25 protein-coding genes are annotated in these 24885 nt (G+C 41.0%); 22 read left to right on the top strand and 3 right to left on the bottom strand.

Going from position 1 to position 24885, the window contains the following annotated elements; all coding sequences use genetic code 11:
• The first annotated feature begins 21 nt into the window (after positions 1–21).
• The 4 genes from essC to nhaC all read left to right on the top strand — a co-directional run bounded on the left by essC (position 22) and on the right by nhaC (position 9832).
• Positions 22–4488 carry a type VII secretion protein EssC gene (essC, locus tag TV75_RS18165; RefSeq protein ID WP_044340226.1) on the top strand — a complete coding sequence of 1489 codons (4467 nt, stop codon included), beginning with the start codon at positions 22–24 and terminating at the stop codon, positions 4486–4488.
• Positions 4485–7481 carry a type VII secretion protein EsaA gene (gene esaA / locus TV75_RS18160; RefSeq protein WP_044340225.1) on the top strand — a complete coding sequence of 999 codons (2997 nt, stop codon included), beginning with the start codon at positions 4485–4487 and terminating at the stop codon, positions 7479–7481. Before essC ends, esaA begins: the two co-directional genes overlap by 4 nt.
• Positions 7471–7944 carry a type VII secretion protein EssA gene (gene essA, locus TV75_RS18155; protein ID WP_044340224.1) on the top strand — a complete coding sequence of 158 codons (474 nt, stop codon included), beginning with the start codon at positions 7471–7473 and terminating at the stop codon, positions 7942–7944. Before esaA ends, essA begins: the two co-directional genes overlap by 11 nt.
• A gap of 466 nt (positions 7945–8410) precedes the next feature.
• On the top strand, positions 8411–9832 hold the full coding sequence (gene nhaC / locus TV75_RS18150) for a Na+/H+ antiporter NhaC (protein WP_044340223.1): 1422 nt from the start codon (positions 8411–8413) through the stop codon (positions 9830–9832).
• A 3-nt stretch (positions 9833–9835) separates the two neighbouring features.
• Here the strand turns inward: nhaC and TV75_RS18145 are convergent, their stop codons facing one another.
• Positions 9836–11101, bottom strand: a complete 1266-nt coding sequence (locus TV75_RS18145; RefSeq protein WP_044340222.1) for a hypothetical protein — start codon at positions 11099–11101, stop codon at positions 9836–9838.
• Positions 11102–11194: 93 nt separating this feature from the next.
• Here TV75_RS18145 and TV75_RS18140 point away from each other — a divergent pair, with 93 nt between their 5' ends.
• The 18 genes from TV75_RS18140 to gvpU all read left to right on the top strand — a co-directional run bounded on the left by TV75_RS18140 (position 11195) and on the right by gvpU (position 22422).
• Positions 11195–12304 (top strand): mandelate racemase/muconate lactonizing enzyme family protein, encoded by a 1110-nt coding sequence (locus TV75_RS18140; RefSeq protein WP_044340221.1) that lies wholly within the window; start codon positions 11195–11197, stop codon positions 12302–12304.
• 12 nt (positions 12305–12316) lie between these two features.
• Positions 12317–13018 carry a hypothetical protein gene (locus tag TV75_RS18135; RefSeq protein ID WP_044340220.1) on the top strand — a complete coding sequence of 234 codons (702 nt, stop codon included), beginning with the start codon at positions 12317–12319 and terminating at the stop codon, positions 13016–13018.
• Positions 13019–13470: 452 nt separating this feature from the next.
• Positions 13471–14646: a ParM/StbA family protein gene (locus TV75_RS18130; protein WP_044340219.1), complete on the top strand. Its 1176-nt coding sequence runs from the start codon at positions 13471–13473 to the stop codon at positions 14644–14646.
• A gap of 9 nt (positions 14647–14655) precedes the next feature.
• Positions 14656–15246 (top strand): hypothetical protein, encoded by a 591-nt coding sequence (locus TV75_RS18125; RefSeq protein ID WP_044340218.1) that lies wholly within the window; start codon positions 14656–14658, stop codon positions 15244–15246.
• A 389-nt stretch (positions 15247–15635) separates the two neighbouring features.
• The gene (gene gvpA / locus TV75_RS18120; RefSeq protein WP_044340217.1) at positions 15636–15896 is read left to right on the top strand and encodes a gas vesicle structural protein GvpA; all 261 of its coding nucleotides are present in this window, start codon (positions 15636–15638) and stop codon (positions 15894–15896) included.
• Positions 15897–15946: 50 nt separating this feature from the next.
• Positions 15947–16438, top strand: coding sequence for a GvpT/GvpP family gas vesicle accessory protein (gene gvpT / locus TV75_RS18115; protein ID WP_044340216.1), 492 nt, complete (start codon positions 15947–15949; stop codon positions 16436–16438).
• A gap of 24 nt (positions 16439–16462) precedes the next feature.
• Positions 16463–16918, top strand: a complete 456-nt coding sequence (gene gvpQ, locus TV75_RS18110) for a gas vesicle protein GvpQ (RefSeq protein WP_044340215.1) — start codon at positions 16463–16465, stop codon at positions 16916–16918.
• Positions 16919–16938: 20 nt separating this feature from the next.
• A complete protein-coding gene (gvpJ, locus tag TV75_RS18105) occupies positions 16939–17199 on the top strand; it encodes a gas vesicle protein GvpJ (protein WP_044340214.1) in 261 nt (86 codons plus the stop codon).
• 86 nt (positions 17200–17285) lie between these two features.
• The gene (gene gvpO / locus TV75_RS18100; protein WP_044340213.1) at positions 17286–17552 is read left to right on the top strand and encodes a gas vesicle protein GvpO; all 267 of its coding nucleotides are present in this window, start codon (positions 17286–17288) and stop codon (positions 17550–17552) included.
• A 28-nt stretch (positions 17553–17580) separates the two neighbouring features.
• Positions 17581–18504 (top strand): gas vesicle protein GvpN, encoded by a 924-nt coding sequence (gene gvpN / locus TV75_RS18095; protein ID WP_044340212.1) that lies wholly within the window; start codon positions 17581–17583, stop codon positions 18502–18504.
• Positions 18505–18517: 13 nt separating this feature from the next.
• Positions 18518–19282, top strand: coding sequence for a GvpL/GvpF family gas vesicle protein (locus tag TV75_RS18090; RefSeq protein WP_044340211.1), 765 nt, complete (start codon positions 18518–18520; stop codon positions 19280–19282).
• Positions 19282–19536: a gas vesicle protein GvpG gene (locus TV75_RS18085; protein ID WP_044340210.1), complete on the top strand. Its 255-nt coding sequence runs from the start codon at positions 19282–19284 to the stop codon at positions 19534–19536. The genes TV75_RS18090 and TV75_RS18085 overlap by 1 nt, the downstream gene beginning before the upstream one ends.
• 10 nt (positions 19537–19546) lie before the next feature.
• Entirely contained in the window at positions 19547–20353 is an 807-nt protein-coding gene (locus TV75_RS18080; protein WP_044340209.1) for a GvpL/GvpF family gas vesicle protein, read from the top strand.
• 23 nt (positions 20354–20376) lie between these two features.
• Positions 20377–20652, top strand: a complete 276-nt coding sequence (locus TV75_RS18075; protein WP_044340208.1) for a gas vesicle protein — start codon at positions 20377–20379, stop codon at positions 20650–20652.
• The gene (locus TV75_RS18070) at positions 20618–20902 is read left to right on the top strand and encodes a gas vesicle protein K (protein ID WP_044340207.1); all 285 of its coding nucleotides are present in this window, start codon (positions 20618–20620) and stop codon (positions 20900–20902) included. The genes TV75_RS18075 and TV75_RS18070 overlap by 35 nt, the downstream gene beginning before the upstream one ends.
• 22 nt (positions 20903–20924) lie before the next feature.
• Positions 20925–21254: a gas vesicle protein gene (gene gvpJ / locus TV75_RS18065; RefSeq protein ID WP_044340206.1), complete on the top strand. Its 330-nt coding sequence runs from the start codon at positions 20925–20927 to the stop codon at positions 21252–21254.
• A 15-nt stretch (positions 21255–21269) separates the two neighbouring features.
• Positions 21270–22001 carry a GvpT/GvpP family gas vesicle accessory protein gene (gvpT, locus tag TV75_RS22160; RefSeq protein WP_044340205.1) on the top strand — a complete coding sequence of 244 codons (732 nt, stop codon included), beginning with the start codon at positions 21270–21272 and terminating at the stop codon, positions 21999–22001.
• 19 nt (positions 22002–22020) lie between these two features.
• Positions 22021–22422: a gas vesicle accessory protein GvpU gene (gene gvpU / locus TV75_RS18055; RefSeq protein WP_044340204.1), complete on the top strand. Its 402-nt coding sequence runs from the start codon at positions 22021–22023 to the stop codon at positions 22420–22422.
• 549 nt (positions 22423–22971) lie between these two features.
• On the opposite strand, the gene TV75_RS18050 is transcribed toward gvpU, so the two are convergent.
• A complete protein-coding gene (locus tag TV75_RS18050) occupies positions 22972–23229 on the bottom strand; it encodes a GlsB/YeaQ/YmgE family stress response membrane protein (RefSeq protein WP_034764945.1) in 258 nt (85 codons plus the stop codon).
• A 76-nt stretch (positions 23230–23305) separates the two neighbouring features.
• Positions 23306–24775: a phospholipase D family protein gene (locus TV75_RS18045; protein ID WP_052504613.1), complete on the bottom strand. Its 1470-nt coding sequence runs from the start codon at positions 24773–24775 to the stop codon at positions 23306–23308.
• Positions 24776–24885 lie beyond the last annotated feature (110 nt).

Genomic DNA, 24885 nt, shown 5'->3' with positions numbered 1-24885 from the left:
AACTAACTGGGGGGTGAGCATATGTATGCCCTATGGATTTTTCACGACCACTACTATCAGTCGATGATGATTGAGGATGAAAATAAAAAAATAACTGTAGGTCCACGATTGGAAGATACGATCACGATTTTGTCGTTGCCTCCGTCTGCTAAGTCCATTCTGGTAGAGCATTCCGCCGATGCTTTCAGAATTCATCAGGACGGGAAAGAGGCAAGGATTCTTGAACCTGGCCGCAAAGTATCACTGCTCGCCGGTGATAAGGAAATACACATGGTGATTACGCCATTCCCGACAAAGTCTACCATCTATTATGTCGGTCATAAAGAAGAAATCTGTATATCGACTGAACAATCAGATGCAACCATCCATTATAAAGGGAAGGATACCATCCAAACTTGCCATTGGTATAAAAATGGCGATGATGACTGGGTGATGGATGGGAATGCCTCCTCTCTTCTTTATCTGAATGGACACCTGGTCAAAGGGAAACAAAAGCTTAAGGTTGGAGACATTGTATTTTCTCCTTTTTTAACTATTACCCTATTAGAAGATGATTTAATCGAGATACATAGTATCGACGACTATCAAACTGCATTAATGGAATCTACACGGCCTACCTCAGAAATGCAGAAGAAATACCCGAATTATCGTAGAACGCCACGAATGATTTATGATCTTCCTGATGAAAAGGTTCAATTGTCTTTTCCCAGTCAGGAATCGAGCGATACAAACCGCAGTCTGTGGTTGATCATTCTTCCACCATTGATGATGTTAATCGTCATGGCCATAGTAGCACTCGTCATTCCACGTGGAATTTTCATTATTATCTCAATGGTGATGTTTACCACTACATTAGTAACATCCACCGTTCAGTTCTTTAAAGATAAGAGCAATAGAAAGAAATCCAAGGAACGAAGGAAGCGTATCTACACTCATTATTTAGAGAGTAAGAGAAAAGAACTCCAGGAGCTTGCCGAGAAACAGGCAGACGTTCTGCAATTTCACTTTCCTTCTTATGAAAGAATGAAGTATCTTACAGAGCAGCTATCCGATCGTCTTTGGGAAAGGACTCTTGAAAGTCCGGACTTCCTTCAGTTTAGATTAGGAAGTGGGAAAGTACCTGCGAGCTATAGGATTTCAGTGAATTCATCCGATATGTCAAACCGGGAAATGGATGAGTTATTAGAGGAGTCCCAGAAGTTAGAAATGGTTTATCGTGAGATTGATCAATTACCTGTAACAGCTGACCTTCATAAAGGGGCAATTGGTCTGATCGGTAAGGAATCCGTCTATAAAAATGAAATTCACCAGCTAATCGGGCAATTGGCTTTCTTTCATAGTTACCATGATGTGCGATTTGTCTATATTTTTCATGAGGAAGAGTATGAAGACTGGGAGTGGATGAAGTGGCTGCCACACTTTCAATTACCTCAGTCATTTGCGAAAGGGTTCATTTATAACGAGAAAACCAGGGATCAAATCCTTTCTTCCATATACGAGGTCCTTCGTGAAAGAGATATTGAAGAGGGTTCAGATAAAGTTCGTTTTTCACCACATTACGTTTTTATCATTACAAACCATCAGTTAATTTCCGACCATGTGATCCTGCAATACCTTGAAGGTGAGTATTCTCACTTGGGAATGTCCGTTATTTTCGCGGCAGAAGCGAAAGAGAGTTTGTCTGATAATATTCATACCCTCGTCCGTTATATCAATGACAAGCAAGGGGACATTCTGATTCAGAATAAAAAAGCGGTTAAGATTCCATTCGAAATCGATGAATACTACCATGAAGGCAATGAGCAGTATGCAAGGACCTTGAAGACGCTTAATCATCAAATCGGTATGACAAACTCCATCCCTTCAAGTGTTTCCTTTCTGGACATGCTTCGAGTAAGGGATGTTGATCAGCTTCCCATTCAAGAGAACTGGCTATCCAGGGAATCCGCTAAATCGTTAGCTGTTCCCGTTGGTTTGAAAGGAAAGGAAGACATCGTCGAACTGAATTTGCATGAAAAGGCTCATGGACCTCATGGATTGCTTGCCGGAACAACCGGTTCGGGTAAAAGTGAATTTTTACAAACATATATTCTTTCATTGGCGGTTCATTTCCATCCACACGAAGTAGCCTTCCTATTAATCGATTACAAGGGTGGAGGGATGGCTCAGCCATTTAAGAATATCCCACATTTATTAGGGACGATAACGAATATTGAAGGAAGCAAGAACTTCAGTACGAGAGCCCTTGCTTCCATCAAGAGTGAGTTGAAGCGTAGACAGCGCTTATTCGATCGTTACGAAGTGAATCATATTAACGACTACACACGCCTTTACAAGCAAGGCAAAACGGAAGAGCCTCTCCCACATTTATTTTTGATATCAGATGAGTTTGCTGAACTTAAGAGTGAAGAACCCGAATTCATTAAAGAGCTTGTAAGTGCAGCCCGTATTGGCCGGAGCCTTGGGGTTCATCTTATCCTGGCAACTCAGAAGCCTGGAGGAGTCATTGATAATCAGATATGGAGTAATGCCCGTTTCCGCGTCGCCCTGAAAGTTCAGAATACGGAGGACAGCCGTGAAATCCTTAAGAATGGTGATGCAGCCTCGTTGACTGTCACAGGAAGAGGCTATTTACAGGTGGGGAATAATGAGGTATATGACCTGTTTCAATCAGCCTGGAGTGGAGCTCCATATCAGGAGGAAACCTTTGAATCAGAGGATGAAGTGGCGATTGTCACGGATTTAGGATTGATTCCTTTATCGGAAGTATCGACTAATCCAAGCAATCAGAAGGAATTGATCAGTGAAATTGACGCTGTTGTCGATCGAATTGAAGCATTACAGGAACAAATGAATGTGAAGAAGCTTTCCAGTCCATGGCTCCCTCCTCTGCCAAATCGTATGTACCGTACATCATTTGCCCAGAGAGAGGAGAATAAGATCTTACTTTCCATGATTGATGAACCTGAGAAACAGAGCCAGACCCCTTACCATTACGAGGTGATTGAGGACGGGAATGTAGGCGTCTTTGGTTCTTCAGGATATGGGAAGACCCAAACGCTTATTACCTTATTGATGGGGATGGCCGCTCAGTATACACCAGAAGAAGTTCATTATTATCTTCTGGACTTTGGAAACGGTGGCTTACTGCCTTTAAAGCAGCTGCCGCACACTGCTGACTATTTCCTCATCGATGAAGAAAGAAAGATTGAGAAATTCATTGGTATTTTGGATGATGAATTAGCTCGCAGAAAACAGCTTTTCCAAAAGAAAGAAGTAAGTTCAATAAAGATGTATAACACGATCAGTGAAGATAAACTTCCGCTTCTTTTTGTAACCATCGACAATTTTGATCTGGTTAAAGAAGAGATGCAAGAACTTGAAATGGAAATTAATCAGTTTGCAAGGGACGGACAGTCATTGGGAGTGTACATGTATTTTACAGCCACCCGCGTCAATTCTGTCCGACAATCTTTAATGAATAACCTTAAAACAAAAATCGTCCACTATTTGATGGATAGCTCAGAGGCATACACGATGCTAGGGCGATTGCCTTTTACCCCGGAAGCCATTCCAGGTAGAGCGATTGTTAAGAAGGATACAGCTTTCTTTTCTCAAGTATTCCTTCCAACCGAAGGGAAGGACGATTATGAGCAGTTGAACCTTCTAAAAGAAGAAATTCTGTTATTGAAAGAAAAGTATAAGGGATCAAGGTCACCTCATCCGGTGCCTATGCTTCCGACAGAGTTGACGATGGTCAATTTCACCCAGTATACAGATTCAGGAAGAAAAGAAGGACTGCTGCCGGTGGGCTTAGACGAAGAAATGGTTAAGCCAGTGTATGTAAACTTCAAGAAGACGAAACATTGCATGGTTTTGGGGCAGGCTCAAAAAGGAAAAACGAACGTCCTGAAGGTCTTAACCAATACTGCGTTATTGCAGGATAGTGAACATATAGCGATATTCGATTCCATCGACAGGGGATTATCCCACTTGATGAAAGAAGAAAAAGTGGTCTATATGGAAAACAAAGAACATATCACAATGTGGCTAAACCGTGTTGAAGAATTATTTAGTTTAAGAGAAGAGCAATATAACCTGTCCATACAAAAGGGGAGTGCACTTCCATCCTTCTCGCCCGTCTTCCTCATTGTTGATGGATATGCCAGGTTCCTGCAGAATCTGGATGCACTGCTTCAAGACAGAATCGTTAAATGTATGAAAAATTATAGCCATTTAGGCTTCTGTGTGATTGTTTCAGGAAACAACAGCGAATTAACTAAGGGCTATGATGCTTTAACAGTTGAGATGAAACAGATTCGACAGGCTCTTGTGTTAATGAAGAAATCCGAACAAACCTTGTTCACGCTCAGCTACGATCGAAGAGAAGCCGAAATCCAACCAGGGTTTGGCTATTACGTGGAAAACGGAAAAGAAACAAAAATTCAAATACCACTTATGGTAACGGAAAGGAAAGTACACGCATGACAGAGAAAGTAAGCCTAGTTAAACTTTTATTAGCGGTCATGATGATTCTTGCCACTCCTCTTCTATTCTTCCGTTCAGTTGGTGAAAATCCACTGAAAGTGAAAGAAAACGCTACTCAGGCCATTGCCATTGTAAATGAAGACGCGGGAACAGAAGTGGATGGAGAGCCTTTGGCATTTGGAGGAGACGTGACGTCGATTCTTGAAGATCAATCGACTTTTGAGTGGACGGTCGTAGGCAGAAGTGCAGGAGAGAATGGTCTTCAGAGCTCTAAATATGATGCCGTTGTATATATTCCTTCCGACTTCTCTGATAAAGTCATGACGTATGATGAAGAAAGACCTGAAAAGACAAATTTGAATTACAAAGTCCAGGCTCAATTGAATGCAGTAAACAAGGAAAAGGTCCTTCTGGAAATTGAAAAGGCCACAAAAAGGGTCAATCATAAGATGTCCTCTCTTTATTGGAATTACGTATCAGCAGACATGGAAAATATCCGTGCAGAATTCGATGAAATTTTACAAAAAGAGCAGGCTTTCCAGGAAACGATGTTATCTTTCTACAAACCCAGCTCAAAGGATCTGGCCGGCCAAATTCAGCAACAGACGTCGATGCTAACAAATCTGCAAAACTCGATTCAGCAGGCCGATAGCCAGACACCGCAGCAGCAAAACTCGTTGGAATCCTTTGAACAAAGCCTTTCCGGTTTTGTTGAATATGTCAATCAGTATAGAGAATATCAGGATAATCAAAAGCAATTACTCGCCGATGTTCAAGCTGAATCCGTACAGATGATCAATGAATCAACTGAAAACCAGCAGCCGCGCTACTTAAAATCCAAATCACTATTCTCGGAACAAAGTGAAGCCTTAACGGCAGGTTTGACTCAGTTGAATAACAATATGGATACAAATCAAGAGGTATTTACTGACCTGCAGCAGCGCAGGTTCGAAGAAGTCGGGAGACAAGTAGAAGACTTCTATTCCTTCCAGGAGAGAGTGTTGAATTTCTATCAGCAATTACAGGACACTACAACGTTAAATAACCTGCAAGGAAGTATCTTCGAACTTAATAATAAGCTGGCTGAAGGAGATGGGGAGATCTTCAATCCTCCTGCTCCCCCTGAGGTTCCCGGGAAGCCAAAAGAAGGAGAGGATCCTGTCCCTCAACAAGTCGTCATTTCCTCCCAGGAAGGTGAGAACGAACCGGGGGAACCTAGCGATCCTCCTCCGGCACCACCAAATTTGGATCCGGAAATAAATGAACTGACGGCCATTTCAACAGAAATCGATGCGTTGAAAGAAACGCTGACTAATTTAACAGAACCAACACCTGAAGCTATAACAGAAGCTGTAACAAGTATTTCGACGATCAATGATCGCATCCTACAGGTTCGAACCCAGCTCCAAGGGAAAAATAATAGCTCGGAAAACCCTCTTCAGGCTGAGGTGGATAGGCTATTGAGAGAAGTATCAAGGCTTCTCGAAGATAATCAGACTTTAATCGATAAAATCGATGAATTGACCAAGCAGATTGAAACCCTTACCACTGAAAATCAAGAGCTGAAAGAACAGGTTAAGACATTGACTGAGACGAATGAAGCTCTGATCAACCAATTAGAGATGTTCTCAGATAATGTTTCGAATATCGTTGCCGAAATCGAGGGCAAAGAAAGTTCCATCCTGAACTCGGCTGCTTTATCCGAAAATAGAAGAAACACCTTATCCGGCTATTTTTACCGCGGGATTAATAACTACAAGCTTATGGATCTTCTGCAATATTACTCTTACCTGGATCGATATGAAGCGACCCTTAACGGTATGTTGACGGAGAATGGAGTGAAAGCGGCCGTCCTTCAAGATGAAGAGCTCAAGAATGAGGTAAATGAAATTCTGAAAGTCAGTCAGCCGGAACAAGCGGAGTGGGAACAATTAAATGCAGGGTTGCCGAATACAGAGGATGCTCTCAACACACTCCAGGACTCATTTACCGTCTTTGCGGCAGAATACAATCAAACCCTTGATGACCAGCAATCACAGCTTACAGAGAGCCTGAATGCGATTAATCAAGAAGCAACAAATGTATTGACTCGAATACAACAGCCGGAGCAAACAGCTCCAACACCTGCATCAGGTGCGGCTGGCCCTGATTTAGTAGGGAACCAGAAGCAAATCGGAAGTGAAATCAAGTCGATCCATTCCTTCCTGGATACTGTGAGTGAAAGCCAAAATACAATCGTATCCTATACCAACGAGCTTCAATCGAATGTATCGAATGTTCAAAGTGATGCAGATACACTGAATAATAAGTGGGCAACGAATGTAGCTTCCACTCAATTAATTCGTGATGATGTATTTAGCGTCCTGGGGAATGCGTTCGTTGACGGACAATCCAATGGATATGTCTATGATTTCTTGACGAACCCCCTTAATGTAAAAGGAGATGTTCCGGAAGAAAAGAAAGCAAGTGCTCTTCCACCGGTGGTTATATTGTTTATTATCTTGTTATCCAGTTTGCTTATCGGATATACAAGTTATTACTTCCAAAATGCTCCTCTCTGGATACAAGGAGTGATTTTCCTCCTGCTGAACCTGATTGTCGGATTTGTCATCAGTCTGTATGGATTGGATATCTATCCATTGGTGGAATCGCGTTCGGTTGAGTGGACGATCTTCACCATTCTCCTTTTACTGGCGGGTTCAGGACTCATCCGGGTCGCATTTGTTACACATCGTTTGTTAGGATGGTTTGTTTCGGTGGGAATCATCGCCCTGTTTGTGACACCGTTATTGGCATTAACAACGCCTAATTTTAATTTCAAGGATCCAATGTCCACCGTGTATATGTCGATTCAATATGGGTCAGACAGTTTATTCAATCAAGCGGTCATTGTATTAGGCTTAGTTGTTATTGCATTAACTGTTGCTCAGGTTTTATTGGATAAACGCTCTAATTCGACCGATGATGAGGGAACGGAAGCGTATGAGGGTTAAAGTACTTGTTCAACTGGCTCTGGTTGCCGGCATGATCATGATGTTTTCCCATCCTATACTTGCCAATACCGACATAAATGACTTAATCCCGAACGACTATCAGGAAAATAAATTCAAAAAGAATAGTGACCTCATCCATGATCAGTCATCAACTGATCAAAAGATAGAAATTCCTGAAGAACAAAAGAGCCTGACGTTTGAAGGTGTATCAAGTAACGGATTAAACGAATTGAAAGAAAAGATATTTCAAAGTGAAGAAAAAGATACAAATACGATAAAAGCTAAAGCCGAAAACCTGAAACTTTTTAGTCAATCAGGATCGGAAAAGTTAGGGAATCTCGAAGAAGACAGTACTTCTTCTTCCTCCCTATCTTTATTGATTGCTGTATTTGTAGGTATTTGTGTGTTACTTCTCATCGTTGTTATTGTCATTTGGAATAGAACAGCTCAAGGTAAAGTTTGAGTAGAGAACGAGAAGAGGGGCCCGCTTAAGCGGGCCCCTCTTCTACTATATACAATGGTCACCTTAGGCATGAGTTTTACGAGTGTTAGAGTATTTATGTAGAAACTTTTCGCCAGATTGCTTTATTTGGGCTTCTTCACCTGCCCGACCCCTTTACCCTTAGCAATGCCTATTTTGACGTAACATATAGCTTCTGAGCGTCCTCGAAGTGATATATGTAACAATTACTTTATTATACTTCCCATGAAGGTTAACACTGTACAATAATATTGCAAGGAAACCTCGACATAATGGTGTGTCGGGGTTTCCTTTTTTTGTTCGCTATTTAGAACAATACCAGGGTTGTAAGCGGTAACAAAAATTAAATTGACTCACTTTGTTTCTCCGTATATCATTATTTTAATAGCGTCTATTTAACGACTATTTAGAACTGTCAAAAAATAAAAGGGGTATAGGGGGAACAAACATGAAAAAAGAAATGCCGTTTTGGATGGCCGTCATCCCGCTCAGTGTCATGATCGTGGTCATGTTCGTCACGATTGTCGTTCTTGAGCAGGGTCCGCATATTCCACTGATCATCGGAACGACGGTAGCAGCCATTGTAGCCTGGAAAGCAGGTTATACGTGGAATGAAATTGAGGATTCTATGTATAAAGGAATACGTCTTGCTCTGCCGGCTGTAGTCATCATCATGCTTGTCGGACTGACCATCGGTGCCTGGATCGGTGGAGGAATCGTGGCTACGATGATTTATTATGGTTTGAAAATCATTACACCATCCCTTTTCTTAGTTTCCATTACGATTATATGCGCTGTTGTGGCATTGGCGATTGGCAGCTCATGGTCAACGATGGGGACGATTGGAGTCGCAGGTATGGGAATCGGTATAAGTATGGGGATTCCAGCACCCATGATTGCCGGGGCGATCATTTCCGGCGCCTACTTTGGGGACAAGATGTCACCGCTTTCTGATACCACCAACCTTGCTTCTGGATTAACGAATACAAATTTATTTGTACATATTCGTCATATGCTTTATACAACGGTGCCGGGTTTACTCATTGCTCTAATCGTTTATGCAGTCCTTGGAAGAAATTTCGGTTCAAATAAGATTAATACCAACGACATCGAACAAACAATCAATGTGCTTCAGGATAGCTTTGTGATTTCACCATTTTTGTTATTGATTCCATTGATCGTCATCATTTTAGTGGCTAAAAAGGTACCTGCCATTCCAGCCCTAGTAGTGGGGATCCTACTTGGATTATTATCTCAAGTGTTCATCCAAAGTGGATCATTTTCTGATGCGTTTGCTGCCTTGCAAAGCGGCTTTGTCATTGATTCAGGAAATGCAATGGTGGATGATCTTTTTAATCGTGGTGGACTGGATTCAATGATGTATACGGTTTCCATGACCATTGTAGCGATGACCTTTGGAGGGATATTGGAGCACACAGGTATGCTGCAATCCATTGTGAACCAGATTTTAAAGGTTGCCAAATCAGCAAAAGGATTGGTGGCATCCACCGTTGTCTCTTGTTTTGCAACAAATGCCACCTGTTCAGAACAGTATATTTCCATTGTTGTGCCATCTCGAATGTACGCTAAAGCATATGAGGAAAAAGGTTTACATTCCAAGAATTTATCCAGGGCACTTGAAGATGGGGGAACCTTAACCTCTGTCTTTATACCTTGGAATACATGTGGAGTGTTTATATTTGGTACGTTAGGCGTTCATGCCTTTGAATATGCTCCTTATGCCGTGTTGAACTTTGTAGTGCCTTTACTATCGATTGCATACGCATTAACCGGTTTTACCATTACAAAACTAACGAATTCCGAATTAATGAACTCCAAAGATGAAGATGAAGTGACCTTAAATTCTTAAGTTCTAATAGGGGAGATGGAGTTTGTAAATGGAACGGGGACGACCTTGTTGATAGGTCATCTCTTCTCCTACTACCTTGATTGAACCGTGATCTACCAGTTTTTTGATTATACGCTCAGTTGAGCGGCGGGTAATTTGAAGATATTCAGACAACTCGGCAGCAGTAAACTGTGAGGATGAACGCTTTCTGCTGAATTCCATCAATTTAGACAGATTTCCCGGGCTTATTTTAATTTCCTTGGCAATATCAAAGAGTTTCGGGTCATTATTTTTGAGTCGCTGTATCTTAGTTTCTTTCGGATAAGGACCAAGAAGGTTTTTATCATCTGTTAAAATATATCCACACTTCCCTAAAGGATCATTTAGAGCAAAGCGCAGGGCAATTCCAGCGTTTTGCTCTGCTTCTATTGCCGTTGTCCCATAGCCGAATCCAATTTTCATTCGGCCATCCCAATTGGATATCAGATCATTGAAATTGTGATGAGAGACTAATGACTCTATATGACCGACAGTGCTATAAAATAAGTAAGTATGGTGATCAATTTTTTTCCCAGAACCTTGAATATTATGGGTGAATGATTGTAACCATTTTTTATAGTCCTGACGTGATTGATCATGGGATAGATAGATGGCCGAAATCATAGAAGCTTTTCTTTTGTTTAGTAGAGCTAAAGATTTCACCTTCTGAAAGCCGTTTAACAAAGACCTGACGGGGTCTACCATTCTTTCTGCGGGAACTCCCATTTCTTTCAGGCGGTCATACACGGCATGGATGCTTGTGATGGCCATATCCGTATTTCCTGACTGATGAAGTGAGTAGTGGAATTGAACAATGGAGGATAGATCCAGCTGATAAGGAAGCTGTTCTTTATACTCCAACACATGAGCACCAGGCATGGAAACGTTTATATCCATCGAGACATGTCGGGTGAATATGGCATCCATCAAATCAATCGATATCCGGTCAATCGGAATTTTTTTGTGATAGGTAATAGACAATAATGTAGAGGTGACGGCCATTTCATCCTGTTCCAGGAATAAAGAAGGAACAGATAATTGGTCACAAATATCTTTTGAATAATAATAAGGTAATGCACCTGAGAAAAAGATGGCATCACAAGGCTTTAAGTGTTGGATCAGTTCTTTGGATAGATATGGATCTTGATAAGTGTAGGGTTCTATTTCGATGTTAGTCATGTGAGGTTCTAAGGGGTGTAAATCCTGGATGAAGTCTTGAGACCCGATAACGGCTATTTTTATCCTTTCCATGCTTCCTCCTACTTTCGATTTAATTAACGACTATTTAACGACATTATAACCATTGGAAAATGATTGTGTAAACAAAAAAGGAGTTGTATATCTATGAAAATAACCGGATTAAACTTGTATGCTATTCGTCTGCCCCTTCACGTCCCTTTTGTGGTGAGCTACCATACGTATCATGACATGCCTTCCATCATCGTAGAGATGGAGACCGACGAGGGGATCACTGGGTACGGCGAAGCAGTCGCAGATGAGCACGTTACAGGAGAGTCCTGGGAGAGTACCTATCATGTGTTTAAGAGCACGTTAGGGAAAGCTGTGTTAGGACAGAATCCAATGAATATCGAGAAGCTTCATGAGATCATGAATGAAACCATTTATGGCGTTCCAAGTGCAAAAGCGGCCATTGACATCGCCTGCTTTGATATTATAGGGAAGAAGCTTTCTCAGCCTGTTTATCAATTGATCGGGGGCCGTTACCATAAAGAATTCCCCCTCACATATGTATTAAGTATAGCAGAGCCAGAAGTGATGGCAGATGAGGCAGCAGTCATGGTGGATAAAGGGTATCTTTCTTTTAAAATGAAAGTGGGCACGGAAATAAAAGCAGATGTCGAGCGCATACAAAAGGTTCGTGAAAGGGTAGGGAATCATATTGCCATCCGCGTTGATGTGAATCAGGGATGGAAAAGCAGTTCGCAAACATTAAGAGCTCTCCGTTCATTGGATGATGTCGAGTTGGATTGGATAGAACAACCGGTTCTTGCTGATGATATTGACGGGATGGTGACTGTGAAGTCCAAGACTTCTTTGCCTTTAATGATAGATGAAGGTCTTAAAGGGACAAGGGAAATGAGAGAAATCATCCAAAAAAAGGCAGCAGATAAAGTGAATATCAAATTAATGAAATGCGGTGGGATCTACCCTGCTGTAAAGCTTGCCCACCAGGCAGAAATGGCAGGAATAGAGTGCCAGGTAGGCTCCATGGTAGAATCATCCATTGGCTCTGCTGCAGGCTTTCATGTTGCTTTTTCAAAAAGGATCATAACAAGTGTGGAGCTCACGGGACCACTGAAATTCTCAAAAGATGTGGGAAACCTTGTCTATGATGTTCCTTTTATTCGTCTTTCAGAAAAGCCCGGATTAGGGATTGAGATAAATAAATCGATATTGAAAGAACTAACGCAATTTCAAGACTCGTTAGGATAAGGAGGACAGCGTGTGAACGCACTTCATGAAGGAAAGTTAATCAAGGAGAACAGGCTGTATACTGTTCATAAATTATCTATGTTACACATAGAAAACATTCTTTTATTACAAGATCTGGTAGTCACTGATTTAGAGGATAAAACACGTTTACAACCCCTTGCGCGAGATGAATATGAGTATATCCTTAAGGGAAATGGCGTGATGGTTGGTGCTTTTCTGGAGCAGGAGCTCATTGCACTTAGAGCGCTTCTTATACCGGAAATCGATGATGAACATTTGGGATTGGATATAGGATTAAATGAAGCTGAGTTAAATCAAGTAATCTACCAGGAAATCTCCCTAGTCCATCCCTCTTACCGGGGAAATCGATTGCAGCAAGTGTTAGGCACAGTCATTATGGAGGAACTTAACAGCCTTCCCGGTGATTTCACCTATATTAGCTGTACCGTAGCCCCTTTTAATATTCCAAGTTTGAAAGATAAATTTGCGCAAGGCATGGAAATAGCGGCTTTGAAAAACAAATATGGAGAGCAAATGCGCTATATATTTGTTAAAGAAGTAAACAAGCCATCTGCATCGACGGAACAGAAACGGTTGATTATTCCAATGGACGATTTTCACACGCAGCAATCACTCCTTCTAACAGGGTGGCGGGGAATCGGAATGAAGAGGCTTCAAGATAACGACCATATCGTGTTCGTAAAATATCAATGAAATGAACTTTATCAAATGCAGAAATTTTTCATTCATAGGAGCAGTCTCATATTAAGAGGCTGCTCTTTTTTATGCTGCCTAGTGTTAAAGGTGACAGTATCAAATTTTAAAACCACCTAAATAATTTAATAGATTACTAGAGTAGTGGGTTGATAGTTACAAATCTTCTACTAAAATATGGTTGTAAACAAAAATGTATACATGTACACGAATAAGTACACAACTGTACACAAAAATGTATACAAGTATACAATCAAGTACACATGTTGGTATGAATGAATGTGTACAAAATATGTATACAACGATACAAATTGTATACATTCTGGCCCTGATGCCGTCGGGAATATTCGATAGAAAAGTAGGATTGACCGGAGACGGGAAATTGTATACTCTGAGAGTAAGAGTTGAAATTTTTTGACAAATTCTTACTCATGATTGAAAGGATGATTTTAATGACAAATTCACGAATTGCAGCCATTGATGTTGGTAATGATTCTCTTAAAGGTATTTTTGGAAAGATGGACGCCGAGGTGAATATTCCAAACGTCATCGCTAGGGATGTTGAAGACCGTCCTATCATCGGTATCGAGGAGCTGGATACACAAGACCCACTAGACGGCATACATATCCGTGTCCACTCCCCTGCCCTGAAAGACAATAATGCAATTTATCGTGTCGGTAATCTTGCGACAAAGAGCAATAACTCTACTGAACTGGATCCGGGCAGCAGTAAATCAGAAGAAGATCAAACATTGGTCATGCTGTTTGCTTCTATCGCTCTGGATGCAGCTCGTAATGGATCAGATTTTAAAAAGAATAATAATGTAATCGAAGCAAACTACACGCTGGGAACAGGTCTTCCCCTACGTGAAGTAAAGGAAGGAAAAGATGTTGGATACCGTTCAAGATTATTAGGTTCGGTTCACCAGGTCGAGTTCCTTGTCACTCCACGCTATCAAGGTATCAAAGTAAATATTAAATTTGATGAAGTGAAGGTTTATCCAGAAGGATTCGCTGCTTTCATTAACCTAGTGATGGATAATAATTCAAATATCATCAACAAAGATTTGATTGATAAGCGCATCCTGATTCAGGATATAGGTGGATTATCCACAGATATCGCGGTTATCAAAGATCGTAAAGTAGACGACGATAAAGCTCAAGGGTTTAACCTGGGTGTATCTGAATCACTTGAATTGATCCGTGAGGAAATCCGTTCAAAACATGGGATTGAGCTCGACAGTCGTCGTGATGTGGTAGAAATCATCACGAAGAAAAATGACCGCAATCATATTATGGTTAAAGGAAGCCGTACAAGCGTACATGACATCGTTGACCGTATCATGCTTGAACTTGCCAAGAAGCAATATCGTCACCTGCGCAATATGTGGCAAAAAAATTCTCAAACTGAAATCTGCTACTTCATCGGCGGAGGATCAAGTGTCCTTAAAGAATATATCAAAACGCTCAATAACAATCTTGACGGTTACAATATCGACTTCTTTGAAGATGAGAAAGAAAGCATTTGGATGATGGCCAATGCTTATTATAAGCTTATTGCAGATTTCTCAAGAAAGAATCAAAAACAATCCCAAAAAGAAGATCAAAAATTAGCGAAAACCAAATAGGGTGATGGTATGAATCAAAAAGGGATGTCGAGGGGACAGCCGATTACGTTTCGGATCCCTTCTGATACACCTGACCATGTATTAAAGCATTTACAAAAGCTTAAGGAAACGGAAAAGCGAAATTTCTCCAGTAAAATTGCAGAACTTGTATTGAATGGAGTAAATGATACGATTTCCAAGCAGCGGGAAGCCATTACGATACCCCTTCCAAAGGGTTTGGATAAATCCCAGCGTGATTGGCTGAAGCATGAACATTCAGAAGCGCTGTTAGGCAGCATCGTGTACCAACTGTTATCAAACCCGGTTCGTACAGCCTCCCTTCTGGCTTCCTTAAGCAGTAATTCGTTGGATATTGATGAAGCCCTCTATCTTCAGGAAGAATCTGCCGCAAGTCACGATTCTTCAAGAGAGTGGTCCCTTGATCAAGTGATGGATGAAGCTCCAGAAGAAGTAGAAGATGAGCGCTCATACTCTACTGACGAAGAATTGGACAACTTTGACTGGGACAATGCCATGAAGCCCCAGGAAACCGTTGAAGAACCTAAAGAAGAAACGATGGAAGATCTCTTAGGCGACTTTCTGTCCCAAATGAATAAATAAGAAAAGAACCAGAAGCGAAGCTGAAAGGCATAAATGCTTCTGGTTCTTTTTTTGTAGGTTATTCATGAGAATCATTTACTCCCCTCCCTACGATGTAAAATCACTCTTCTCCCCTAATTTCAACCCGGTTTTTCCTTTAGAAACTGTAATCAATTTGTCTTATTTGAATTAATTTCTCTGCAAAAAACCTTACAATCCATATAACTGTAAGAAAGAAATATTACAGAATGGGAAAAACATCATGAAACATATATAAAAAATGGCAGTTTAATTCAAATGATTCCCAGGACCTAGTTTACGGTAGGTGCAAAACGAGGTAAACACCGATTAAACCGAATATAAAATTTGCACACAGTCATTGGCTACACCAATTAATGAGGAGAGATTCGATGAGTATTCAAAAAAGTAACGATAGCTCAAGTCTCGCAGAAGTAATTGATAGAATCCTGGATAAAGGAATAGTCATTGATGCATTTGCCAGAGTTTCCTTGGTAGGAATTGAAATTCTTACTATAGAAGCACGAGTCGTCATTGCAAGTGTGGATACATGGTTACGATATGCAGAGGCAGTTGGGCTGTTAAGAGACGAAGTTCAAGAAGAAGGTTTAGCCAAACAGGAGAATGAAAGAGGAGCTGCGTTTAGCGTTTAAACAAGTAAATAAAGTATAGTTTTACTATTTTAGAAGAAAAGAGGATGAATATGGCAGAAACAAAAAGCAGTCAACAAGTAGAAGAAACGAAAAATACTCAAGAAAACGAAGAACAAACAGCTGAAAACAGGCAATCCATGAATTATGCGATTATCGGTGGAGTAGTCGGAGCGGGTATCGGGTTACTCTCAAACCCGGGTACAGGAAAGAAAGTAGTGGACAGTCTAGGGAAGTCAGAAGTGATGAAAGCAGCTAGTAAAGAATTGCGAAGGTCGGCACAGGAATTCCTGACAGAGCAGGCCATTATCACCTTAAGACAATCGGCTACCGGATATATGAGCAGACTGGAAGGCGGTTTGCTTGCACCTAAGAAGAAAAAAGAAGAGGTACCGGAAAACACTGAATCCAAGGCTGATAACAGTGAAAATTCTTCAAATCAATCAGAAGAATTGGAAGAAATCAAAGAAGAAAACAAAAATTTGAACGAGCGTTTAGAACGTATCGAAGAAATGCTGAACAGCTTAGTGGAGTCTAAGAAATAATCGCATCCCTGAAGGGGGCATTACATGAGTAAGCCAGTGAAAAAAGCAGTTGGCAAGATGGCTAAAAAAGCATACGATCACGCCCCGGAGCCCGTGAAAGAAAAAGTGAAAGATACGATAAAAGAGAAGGCAAAAGAAACATTTGTAAACAGTGTTGAAGGCGGTATTCAATCAAAAGCAAATGAAGCATCTGAGAAGTTGGAAAAGGCAAAAGAGAAAAATGCTGCTAATGTTCATGACAAAGCCGAAGAAGCAAAGGATAAAGTACAGGATGTCCTGCTTTCCGTACGGGAAAAGCTAGGAAATGCAAAAGAAGCAGGAGAAGAATTCCAAAAGAAAGTCTCTTCATCGAATGATAAAAAGACCAGAATTAAAGGCGTAGAAAATATTAAAGGAGCAAGTGACATTAAGAGCTCCTTGAACATAAAAAGTTCTACAGAAATTAAATCGTCGAAAGATATTAAGACCATCTGTTCTTAAACACCGGAAGGAGAATACAATTGGCTATTCAAAAAAGTAATGATAGTTCAAGTCTAGCAGAAGTAATTGACCGGATTCTCGACAAAGGGATCGTCATTGATGCCTTTGCAAGGGTATCTGTCGTTGGGATTGAAATCTTAACGGTTGAAGCAAGGGTCGTCATTGCCAGCGTAGATACATGGTTGCGTTATGCAGAAGCTGTAGGCCTGCTTCGGGATGATGTCGAAGAAAATGGTCTTGCTACTCAGCAGAACGAAAGAAGCTCCCAGTTTAGTATTTAAGAGAGTGGCAGTGCAGAAAAAGAAGTGAGAAGGGTGCCAATTTTGGTACCCCTCCCCTTTCATAACAGTAGGAGTAGGAGGCGGCTATGGTTATCAAAGAGATTATGAATAATGTTACCGACTTCTTCAATGAACATGTAGCTCCAGTCCATAAGATTACGTCGGTGGAATTGGTAGAAGATGAGGGCTGGAAGCTGCAAGTCGAGGTAATTGAAGAAAAAGAATATATGAAGAAATATGCTAAAGACGAAATGCTTGGAACATATGATGTCCTTCTAAATAAAGAAAAGGAAGTCACATCATTCAAACGACGGGATATTCGTTACAGAAGTGCCATAGGACAGGAAATGTAGTGGATGAGCGAGTAGGAGGGAATTGTACGTGACGGTCTTAACAAAACGGATCAAAAAGGATAGCAGGGCATTAATACAAGACGATGAAACGAAAGAATTGCTTTCGCGCTCATTGCAATACCTTAAAGCTGGATATCCTGTACATTTTACAGGTCCTTCCGGAGCCGGAAAAACGTCTCTTGCTCTGGCACTTGCCAAGAAGAGAAAAAGACCGGTTATGCTCATGCATGGTAATCATGAACTGAATAATAAAGATTTAATCGGTGATTTCACAGGCTATACAAGTAAAAAAGTGATCGATCAATATGTTCGATCCGTTTACAAAAAGGATGAAAGTGTCACCGAGACATGGAGAGATGGTCGCTTACTGGAGGCAGTAAAGAAGGGCTATACCCTTGTATACGATGAATTCACACGATCACAGCCGACGACGAATAATATCTTCCTTTCCATTTTGGAAGAAGGGATCATCCCTTTATATGGATCAAAGCTAACGGAACCTTTCATTCGGGTACACCCTGAATTTGCAATCATATTTACTAGTAATCCTGCTGAATATGCAGGGGTTTATCAAACACAGGATGCCCTCCTGGATCGGTTGATCACCATCAACATTGATTACAAGGGAGCAGAACAAGAGGCAAAGATTGTATCTGAAAAAGCAAATTTGGTTATGAGTGAAGCAAGAGCGATTACAACCCTTGTCTCTACATTACGCGATCAATGTACAAACGAAATGAACGGACCGAGCTTGCGCGCTTCCTTAATGATCGCAAGGCTCGCCATTGAATCAGACATTCCCATAGACGGTAAGGATCCAGATTTTCAACGTCTATGTATTGATATAGCAGCACACAGTATAAGTCGATGTATCGACGGAGAAAACCCACAAGAAAAAGCAGAACAATTGATTATAGATGCATGCAAACGCATGAAGGTATCTGAGGAATAAAGGAGAGTTTCAAATGGGTAATGAAGAAATGGGGATTTATATATTCTGTGCCATTCAAACAGAAGAAGACGATCAATTTGGTTCCATTGAAATAGAAGGCGAGGAACGGGAGACGTTCACGATCAGATTTAAGGACGCCGCTATGGTAGCAGCGGAAGTACCGATGAAAATCTATCATCCTAAGAAACAGAATTTGCTCATGCACCAAGGTGCCGTATCACGTGTGATGGATCAAAAGGATACGGTCATCCCGATCAGCTTCGGGAATGTCTTTAAATCAAGAGACGATGTAGAGGCCCTGCTTGAAAACCTTTATCCGCAGTTTGAAACTCTTTTCCCGGCAATTAAAGGGAAAATCGAGCTGGGCTTAAAGGTAATCGGTAAAAAGGAATGGCTTGAAGCCATGGTGAAAGATAACCCGCAGGTAGAAAAAATGGCCTCAGCCGTTAAAGGGAAATCAGAATCGGCCGCTTATTATGACCGCATTCAGCTTGGCGGAATGGCTCAGAAGCTATTTACTTCCCTGCAAAGTGAGATTAAGGAAGAAGTTTATGCACCCCTTGAGGAATCAGCAGTGTCGGCGAAGGCAAACGAACCTTCAAGTGAGAAAATGCTCCTCAATGCCTCTTTCTTAATTGATCGGGACCAGGAAGAATTATTTGACCAAAAGGTCAATGAAGCCCATGAAAAATGGAAGGATAAGGTCGAATTTAATTATAGCGGCCCTTGGCCGGCGTACAATTTTGTCAATATACGTTTGAAGGTTGAGGAAGGCTGATGATTCATAAATTGGTGAGCGCACCAATTAATTTAGTCATAAAAGTCGGCGAAAAGATCAAAGAAGAAGCAGACAAAGAGTTGTACGACCTTCCTACCATTCAACAAAAATTGATTCAGCTTCAAATGATGTACGAATTAGGTGAAATTCCTGAAGAAGCATTCCAGGAAAAAGAAGATGAACTATTAACAAGGTATGAAATTGCAAAACAGATGGAAATGGAACAATGGGAAGAATTAACGAAAAAGAAATAAGGGTGATCAGATGAGCGATTTACTTTATTTATATGGCTTAATCCCAACTAAAGAAGCAAATGAAAAATCCCTTCCCTCCATGAAAGGCTTCGATGGAGAAGGTGAACTATATACGATTGAAATCGGTGAAGTGACAGCCATTGTTTGTGATCTGCCACCGAATGAATACTCAGAAGAGACCATCAAAGACAAAGTCGATAACGACATGGATTGGCTGCAGGAAAAGGCGTTTCATCATCATGAAACGGTATTGATGGTTTCAAAGTTGTATACCATCATCCCTCTGAAGTTCTGTACATTGTACAAGAACGAGGATAGCCTTAAGTCCACGATTGAAGGGAATCGAAATAAGCTTGAGAAAACATTCAAACAGCTGGATGGGAACGAAGAATGGAACGTCAAAATCTACTGTGACGATAAGCTGCTGAAGAAGCAGGTAAGCAAAAGCAACCCGTCTATCGAAGCCAAAAGAAAAGAAATCAGCGAATTACCAAAGGGCAGGCAGTTCTTTGAAAAGAAAAAAATCGATCAGCTGATTGACCGGGAACTAGAAAACGAAAAAAATCGTCTTTGTGAAGAGGTTCATGAAAAACTGAAAGAGCATTCCCTCCGTGGAAATATCAAAAAGAATTGGAGTAAGGATGTAACTGGCCGACAAGAACATATGGCTTGGAATAGTGTGTTCCTTCTTCCAGTATCCCATGTTGATGATTTTGTTGAGGAAATTAAGCAATATGAAGAAGAACTGGGACACGCTGGTTGGAAAATTGAAGCATCCGGCCCTTGGCCACCTTATCATTTTTCTAGTTTTTCTTAATCACAAAATAAGGAATGAGAAATATGACAGTCAGAGAATCGATTGAGAACAAAGATATAGCCCTTATAGATATTTTAGATGTCATTCTCGACAAAGGTGTGGCGATAAAGGGAGATTTGATTATATCCATTGCAGGTGTCGACCTCGTGTATCTGGATTTGCGAGTGCTGATTTCCTCGGTAGAGACATTGGTTCAACATAAGCAGGGAACACGTAAAACGGTAACGTCCGATCAATTCGATAAAGAAAGGGAGGGATTGATTCATGCAACAGGCCAACGGGACAAATGGGCGAATTAATTTCGACCCGGAAAAAGCAGAACAAGGACTGGCACAGCTTGTATTGACCGTTGTAGAACTATTAAGGCAAATCGTCGAGAGACATGCGATGCGGCGTGTCGAAGGCGGTACTTTAACGGATGAACAAGTGGAGAATCTGGGCATTGCCCTTATGAATTTAGAAGAGAAAATGGAAGAGTTAAAAGAGGTATTTGGTCTTGATGCAGAAGACTTGAATATAGATCTTGGTCCTTTAGGGAGCTTAATGTAATGCCGATTAAGGAGGTTACATGATGGGAATGGAGCATCCGGTACAATCCAACACAATTGTGGATGTATTAGAAAAGATTTTAGATAAAGGAGTTGTCGTGGCAGGAGATATTACGGTGGGAATCGCCGATGTCGAGCTCCTCACGATAAAAATCCGCTTAATCGTTGCTTCCGTAGATAAAGCGAAAGAAATTGGCATGGACTGGTGGGAAAATGATCCCTATCTAAGTTCCAAAGCCGCCGATAACAACACGAAAGCACTTGAAGCGGAAAATAAGAAATTGCAGGAACGTTTGGAATCACTTGAAAAAAAACTGGATACAAACCGTCTTAATTCGGCGGAAACAAACTAATTGGAGGTTTTACCGATGGCAGAAAAAAATACGCAAAGCACAACAGTTGAGAATCAAGGACAAGAAAAGAATTCAACAACCGAGAATAAAACGAGAAGAAGCGGCCCTATCAAGAGAACCGTAGCTGGAAGTCTGTTGGGAGCAACTGTAGGATATCTGGCAACACCTGAAAATGGAAAAAAACTATTAGATCGTATTGATCAAGAGAAAATAAAAAGCAAAAGCCTGGATTTCGGGAAAGCAGCAAAGGAGAGATCCCGAAAAGCAGCTGTGACACTAAAATCATCAACAGCTAATCTATTTAAGCGCGATAAAGAGGAAGAAGCCTCAGAAGACACGGAAACGGCCGTAAATTCAACAGAAACGAATAGCCAAGAAGAAGAGTCGAATCAGGACTATGAAGCTCTTAAACAGGAAAATGAAGAGCTTCAGAACCGTTTACAGCAGTTAGAAGAGAAAATGAATCAAATTGCCGCGACGCGTGAAGATGGAAGTGATGAAGAGGAAGACGAAGAAGAAGACGAAGACACTAGTGAAGATGATGAAGAAGATGAAGATGATAGCGATGATGAGGAAGAAGCTTCGAGCAAGAAAAAAACAAATGGTAAATCAGGTACAAAAGGAAAGAAGCGTTCTACCCGCAAGTCTTCAGCTAAAAGTAAAAAATCTGCAAAAAAAGATGATGATAAAGACGAAGATCAAGAAGAAGATACAACACTCTCTACCGAGGACGACACAGTAGCTTAACTAGAAAGGAGACGTGAATATGAGTGTAGAACCAGGTACAGGAAAGGATAGCATCTTAGAATTTTTTGTACAGGCATCAAACAAGCATGACTTTTCATTAGACATCACGTTAAACGTCAAGGGTGCCGTCATAACGGGTACCCTAGTTTCCGCAAAGGAATACTTCGATTCATTGAGTGAAACCTTTGAGGATGGCAGCGAAGTGGCTCAGAAGCTGAGTGAGGAGCTTGCCAGAGCCGGGGAGTCTGTAGAAGAAAACCAAAGTGCTGAAGCCCACTTTATTCACTTGAAGAACACAAAGGTGTATTGTGGCGACAGCAAGCCGACTCCATCAAAAGGGAAGATCATGTGGCGTGGGAAATTAAGTGAGATCGACGGATTTTTCTTGGGAAAGATTTCGGAATCAAAGAGCAGTAAATAATAGGTGAAGAGGCTGGGACAAAAGTGTTTTAGTCTAAGTGAAACCCGAACCAATCCGCTTCTTAGAGGCAGATTGGTTCGGGTTTATTATTTTTTTTTGGTCCATTTGACTTTAGCAGTCTCCAGCGGTTGATTGGAGTGCAAGACGGAGACTCCTGCGGGAAAAGTAGCTTATGTGATTTTAATAAAAGCGTCTCAAAAGAAACGAAAGCGGCTCATAAAGTGGAGAAAATGTTCTCCCGATTATTTCCCGGGGAGAAGAGGTTGGATAAATATTCATGCTCTACAATGTAGGTTTTCTCCTTTTAATAAACGGGTAAACATTACTAACAAAGGAGGTTACCTACATGAAACGTTTAATTGGAAGACTGATCAAATGGGGACCTGTTATTTACCCGATTTATAAGAAGTATCGCAATAAGAGAAGGCATAAAAAGTCAATGACGTACTAAGAAAAAGCAGCCTGCAAATGGCTGCTTTTTTCTTGCCAGGACTCCTTGATAAATTAAAAACCCCTTGTATGGAAATCCATTCAAGGGGTTTACTGATATTAATGAGAAGTTCTTCTCATTCCTCTAAGCAGTAAGCTTAACAGGAATACAAAGATGATTGCTCCGAGTAGAGCTGGAATGATAGCAATTCCTGCAAGTGATGGTCCGAAGCTTCCTAGAAGTTCTCCTCCGATCCATGCACCGATAATACCTGCGATGATGTTTCCGATGATTCCACCAGGAACGTTTTTACCTAATATAAGACCAGCTAACCAACCGATGATTCCACCTACGATTAAGTACAAGATAATACCCATTTTTCTAACCTCCATTTATGTTTTTTTTGTGATGTGTTGTTACTGATTTATTTCCCTTTTATTGTGGAATTAAAACCTAATAGGTCGTCACTTGGAAAATTTTTTGCAGGATATACATGACATATTTAAAGGCAGGCAGTTTATCCTGATATTTCTCATACTTAACGGTATAGGTTCCATTTTCGTTGTTCCAGATCCGGTGGAAATATTGATCAATATTTGACATGGTTTTGCTATCAGTCGGGGCCACGATCTTTATGTTTTCTTCTAAGTTATAATCATCTAAGTTTCTCGATGTGTAATTACTGGATCCTCCGATGACGGTACTCTCTTTTTCCCCTTTTATATAAATGAATTTCGTATGGTATTGTTCCTTATTGGTGTTATACCAGCGAATCGTAATATGGTCATTGTCCAGGTTGTGCAACTCTGATGCGATTGGCAGGTTGGGTAACCCTATCTTTTCTTGTCCGAAAGCATTCTGGTTAGGGTCCAGCACTAATCGTACCTCTACTTCTCGGCCTGCAGCATCCTCTATGGCATCGATAATGTCCCGATCCGCAAGATAGAACATCCCGATCCAGACTTCATCTCCTTTATTTGCCTTATTCATAGCGTTTACGACACTTGTTTGAACTTTCTTTTCAGTAAGGATTTGTGCTTTAACCGAGGTCTCTTTAGAAGCAAGCTTTTTAATAGACTGATCTAAGTCTTCCTCTGTAGGAAATGCCTCTACGTCCCCCCCTGAAAAAGCTGCCACTGCCTTTTCAGCTTTTACCATGTCCTTGAGGATTTCCCCCTTGACCTTGAATCCAATGTTAGAGTGAAACCCACTTGCATCGTGGGGATTAGCGGATAAGATTAACCCGGCATCTTCCGTGATGACGACCTTTCTGTGATTCGCTTTAATATTCAACAGTTTCAAGTAAGATCTCATGGTTACCTTAGGTGCTGAAGGGGCCATGGGGTTAGGGAGCCATCCATAGCCATCCTGACCAAACCAGCCCAGTGCAGCCCTCCACACGCCTGAATATAGGATGTTAGGATCTCTGAGACGGTTTAAATCGGTGTAAATGACTTCAGCCCCAAGATCTTCTAAAGGCTCTAATTGTTTAGCGGTATGGGATCCATAGGTGGTGTTGACGATATCACTGATGAAGACGACCTTTAGATCAGGTTTCTTTTTCATCTGTTCCTGAATCGTTTTCGATAATTTTTCACTGATTTTCGGGTAATCACGATCACCCTTTGTATATCCATTTACTAAAAATAAGTCCAAGATAAGAAAATCTTCTGCTTCTTCAATGGTTTGGTATACTTCATCAAAGATCGAATGATCATAGAGTTCTTTTCCATCCTTCTGGTACGTAAGGTCGTATAGGAACTCTACATTTTCTTCAGGTATGGTATAGGTATTGCCGGCATAGGATATTCCCGGAGGTAACGGCTTAACGCGGTGGTATGCCATTACGACTGTAAGGATCAATATGATGACACCCCCGATCCACCAGCTTTTCTTCTTATACCACTTTTTCTTTGTTTTCAATTGAATTCCCCTGTTCTACTGTTTTTTTTCTTACTATACCCTTAATGGTAGGCGTAGAATCCGTTTTAACCGGGATGAGGAAACAATTTTTTACCCTGAACAAAAAGATA

This window comes from Rossellomorea aquimaris (assembly GCF_000935355.1).
Classification (GTDB): domain Bacteria; phylum Bacillota; class Bacilli; order Bacillales; family Bacillaceae_B; genus Rossellomorea; species Rossellomorea aquimaris_B.
The sequence above is the reverse complement of the archived record's forward strand: the minus strand, read 5'-3'. Positions and strand labels throughout refer to the sequence as shown.

What these genes read in the sequence shown, in the direction of transcription:
- essC (WP_044340226.1), top strand. Translation starts at nt 22, where the DNA reads ATGTATGCCCTATGGATTTTTCACGACCACTACTATCAGTCGATGATG.
- esaA (WP_044340225.1), top strand. Translation starts at nt 4,485, where the DNA reads ATGACAGAGAAAGTAAGCCTAGTTAAACTTTTATTAGCGGTCATGATG.
- essA (WP_044340224.1), top strand. Translation starts at nt 7,471, where the DNA reads ATGAGGGTTAAAGTACTTGTTCAACTGGCTCTGGTTGCCGGCATGATC.
- nhaC (WP_044340223.1), top strand. Translation starts at nt 8,411, where the DNA reads ATGAAAAAAGAAATGCCGTTTTGGATGGCCGTCATCCCGCTCAGTGTC.
- TV75_RS18145 (WP_044340222.1), bottom strand. Translation starts at nt 11,101, where the DNA reads ATGGAAAGGATAAAAATAGCCGTTATCGGGTCTCAAGACTTCATCCAG.
- TV75_RS18140 (WP_044340221.1), top strand. Translation starts at nt 11,195, where the DNA reads ATGAAAATAACCGGATTAAACTTGTATGCTATTCGTCTGCCCCTTCAC.
- TV75_RS18130 (WP_044340219.1), top strand. Translation starts at nt 13,471, where the DNA reads ATGACAAATTCACGAATTGCAGCCATTGATGTTGGTAATGATTCTCTT.
- TV75_RS18125 (WP_044340218.1), top strand. Translation starts at nt 14,656, where the DNA reads ATGAATCAAAAAGGGATGTCGAGGGGACAGCCGATTACGTTTCGGATC.
- gvpA (WP_044340217.1), top strand. Translation starts at nt 15,636, where the DNA reads ATGAGTATTCAAAAAAGTAACGATAGCTCAAGTCTCGCAGAAGTAATT.
- gvpT (WP_044340216.1), top strand. Translation starts at nt 15,947, where the DNA reads ATGGCAGAAACAAAAAGCAGTCAACAAGTAGAAGAAACGAAAAATACT.
- gvpQ (WP_044340215.1), top strand. Translation starts at nt 16,463, where the DNA reads ATGAGTAAGCCAGTGAAAAAAGCAGTTGGCAAGATGGCTAAAAAAGCA.
- gvpO (WP_044340213.1), top strand. Translation starts at nt 17,286, where the DNA reads ATGGTTATCAAAGAGATTATGAATAATGTTACCGACTTCTTCAATGAA.
- TV75_RS18090 (WP_044340211.1), top strand. Translation starts at nt 18,518, where the DNA reads ATGGGTAATGAAGAAATGGGGATTTATATATTCTGTGCCATTCAAACA.
- TV75_RS18085 (WP_044340210.1), top strand. Translation starts at nt 19,282, where the DNA reads ATGATTCATAAATTGGTGAGCGCACCAATTAATTTAGTCATAAAAGTC.
- TV75_RS18080 (WP_044340209.1), top strand. Translation starts at nt 19,547, where the DNA reads ATGAGCGATTTACTTTATTTATATGGCTTAATCCCAACTAAAGAAGCA.
- TV75_RS18075 (WP_044340208.1), top strand. Translation starts at nt 20,377, where the DNA reads ATGACAGTCAGAGAATCGATTGAGAACAAAGATATAGCCCTTATAGAT.
- TV75_RS18070 (WP_044340207.1), top strand. Translation starts at nt 20,618, where the DNA reads ATGCAACAGGCCAACGGGACAAATGGGCGAATTAATTTCGACCCGGAA.
- gvpJ (WP_044340206.1), top strand. Translation starts at nt 20,925, where the DNA reads ATGGGAATGGAGCATCCGGTACAATCCAACACAATTGTGGATGTATTA.
- gvpT (WP_044340205.1), top strand. Translation starts at nt 21,270, where the DNA reads ATGGCAGAAAAAAATACGCAAAGCACAACAGTTGAGAATCAAGGACAA.
- gvpU (WP_044340204.1), top strand. Translation starts at nt 22,021, where the DNA reads ATGAGTGTAGAACCAGGTACAGGAAAGGATAGCATCTTAGAATTTTTT.
- TV75_RS18050 (WP_034764945.1), bottom strand. Translation starts at nt 23,229, where the DNA reads ATGGGTATTATCTTGTACTTAATCGTAGGTGGAATCATCGGTTGGTTA.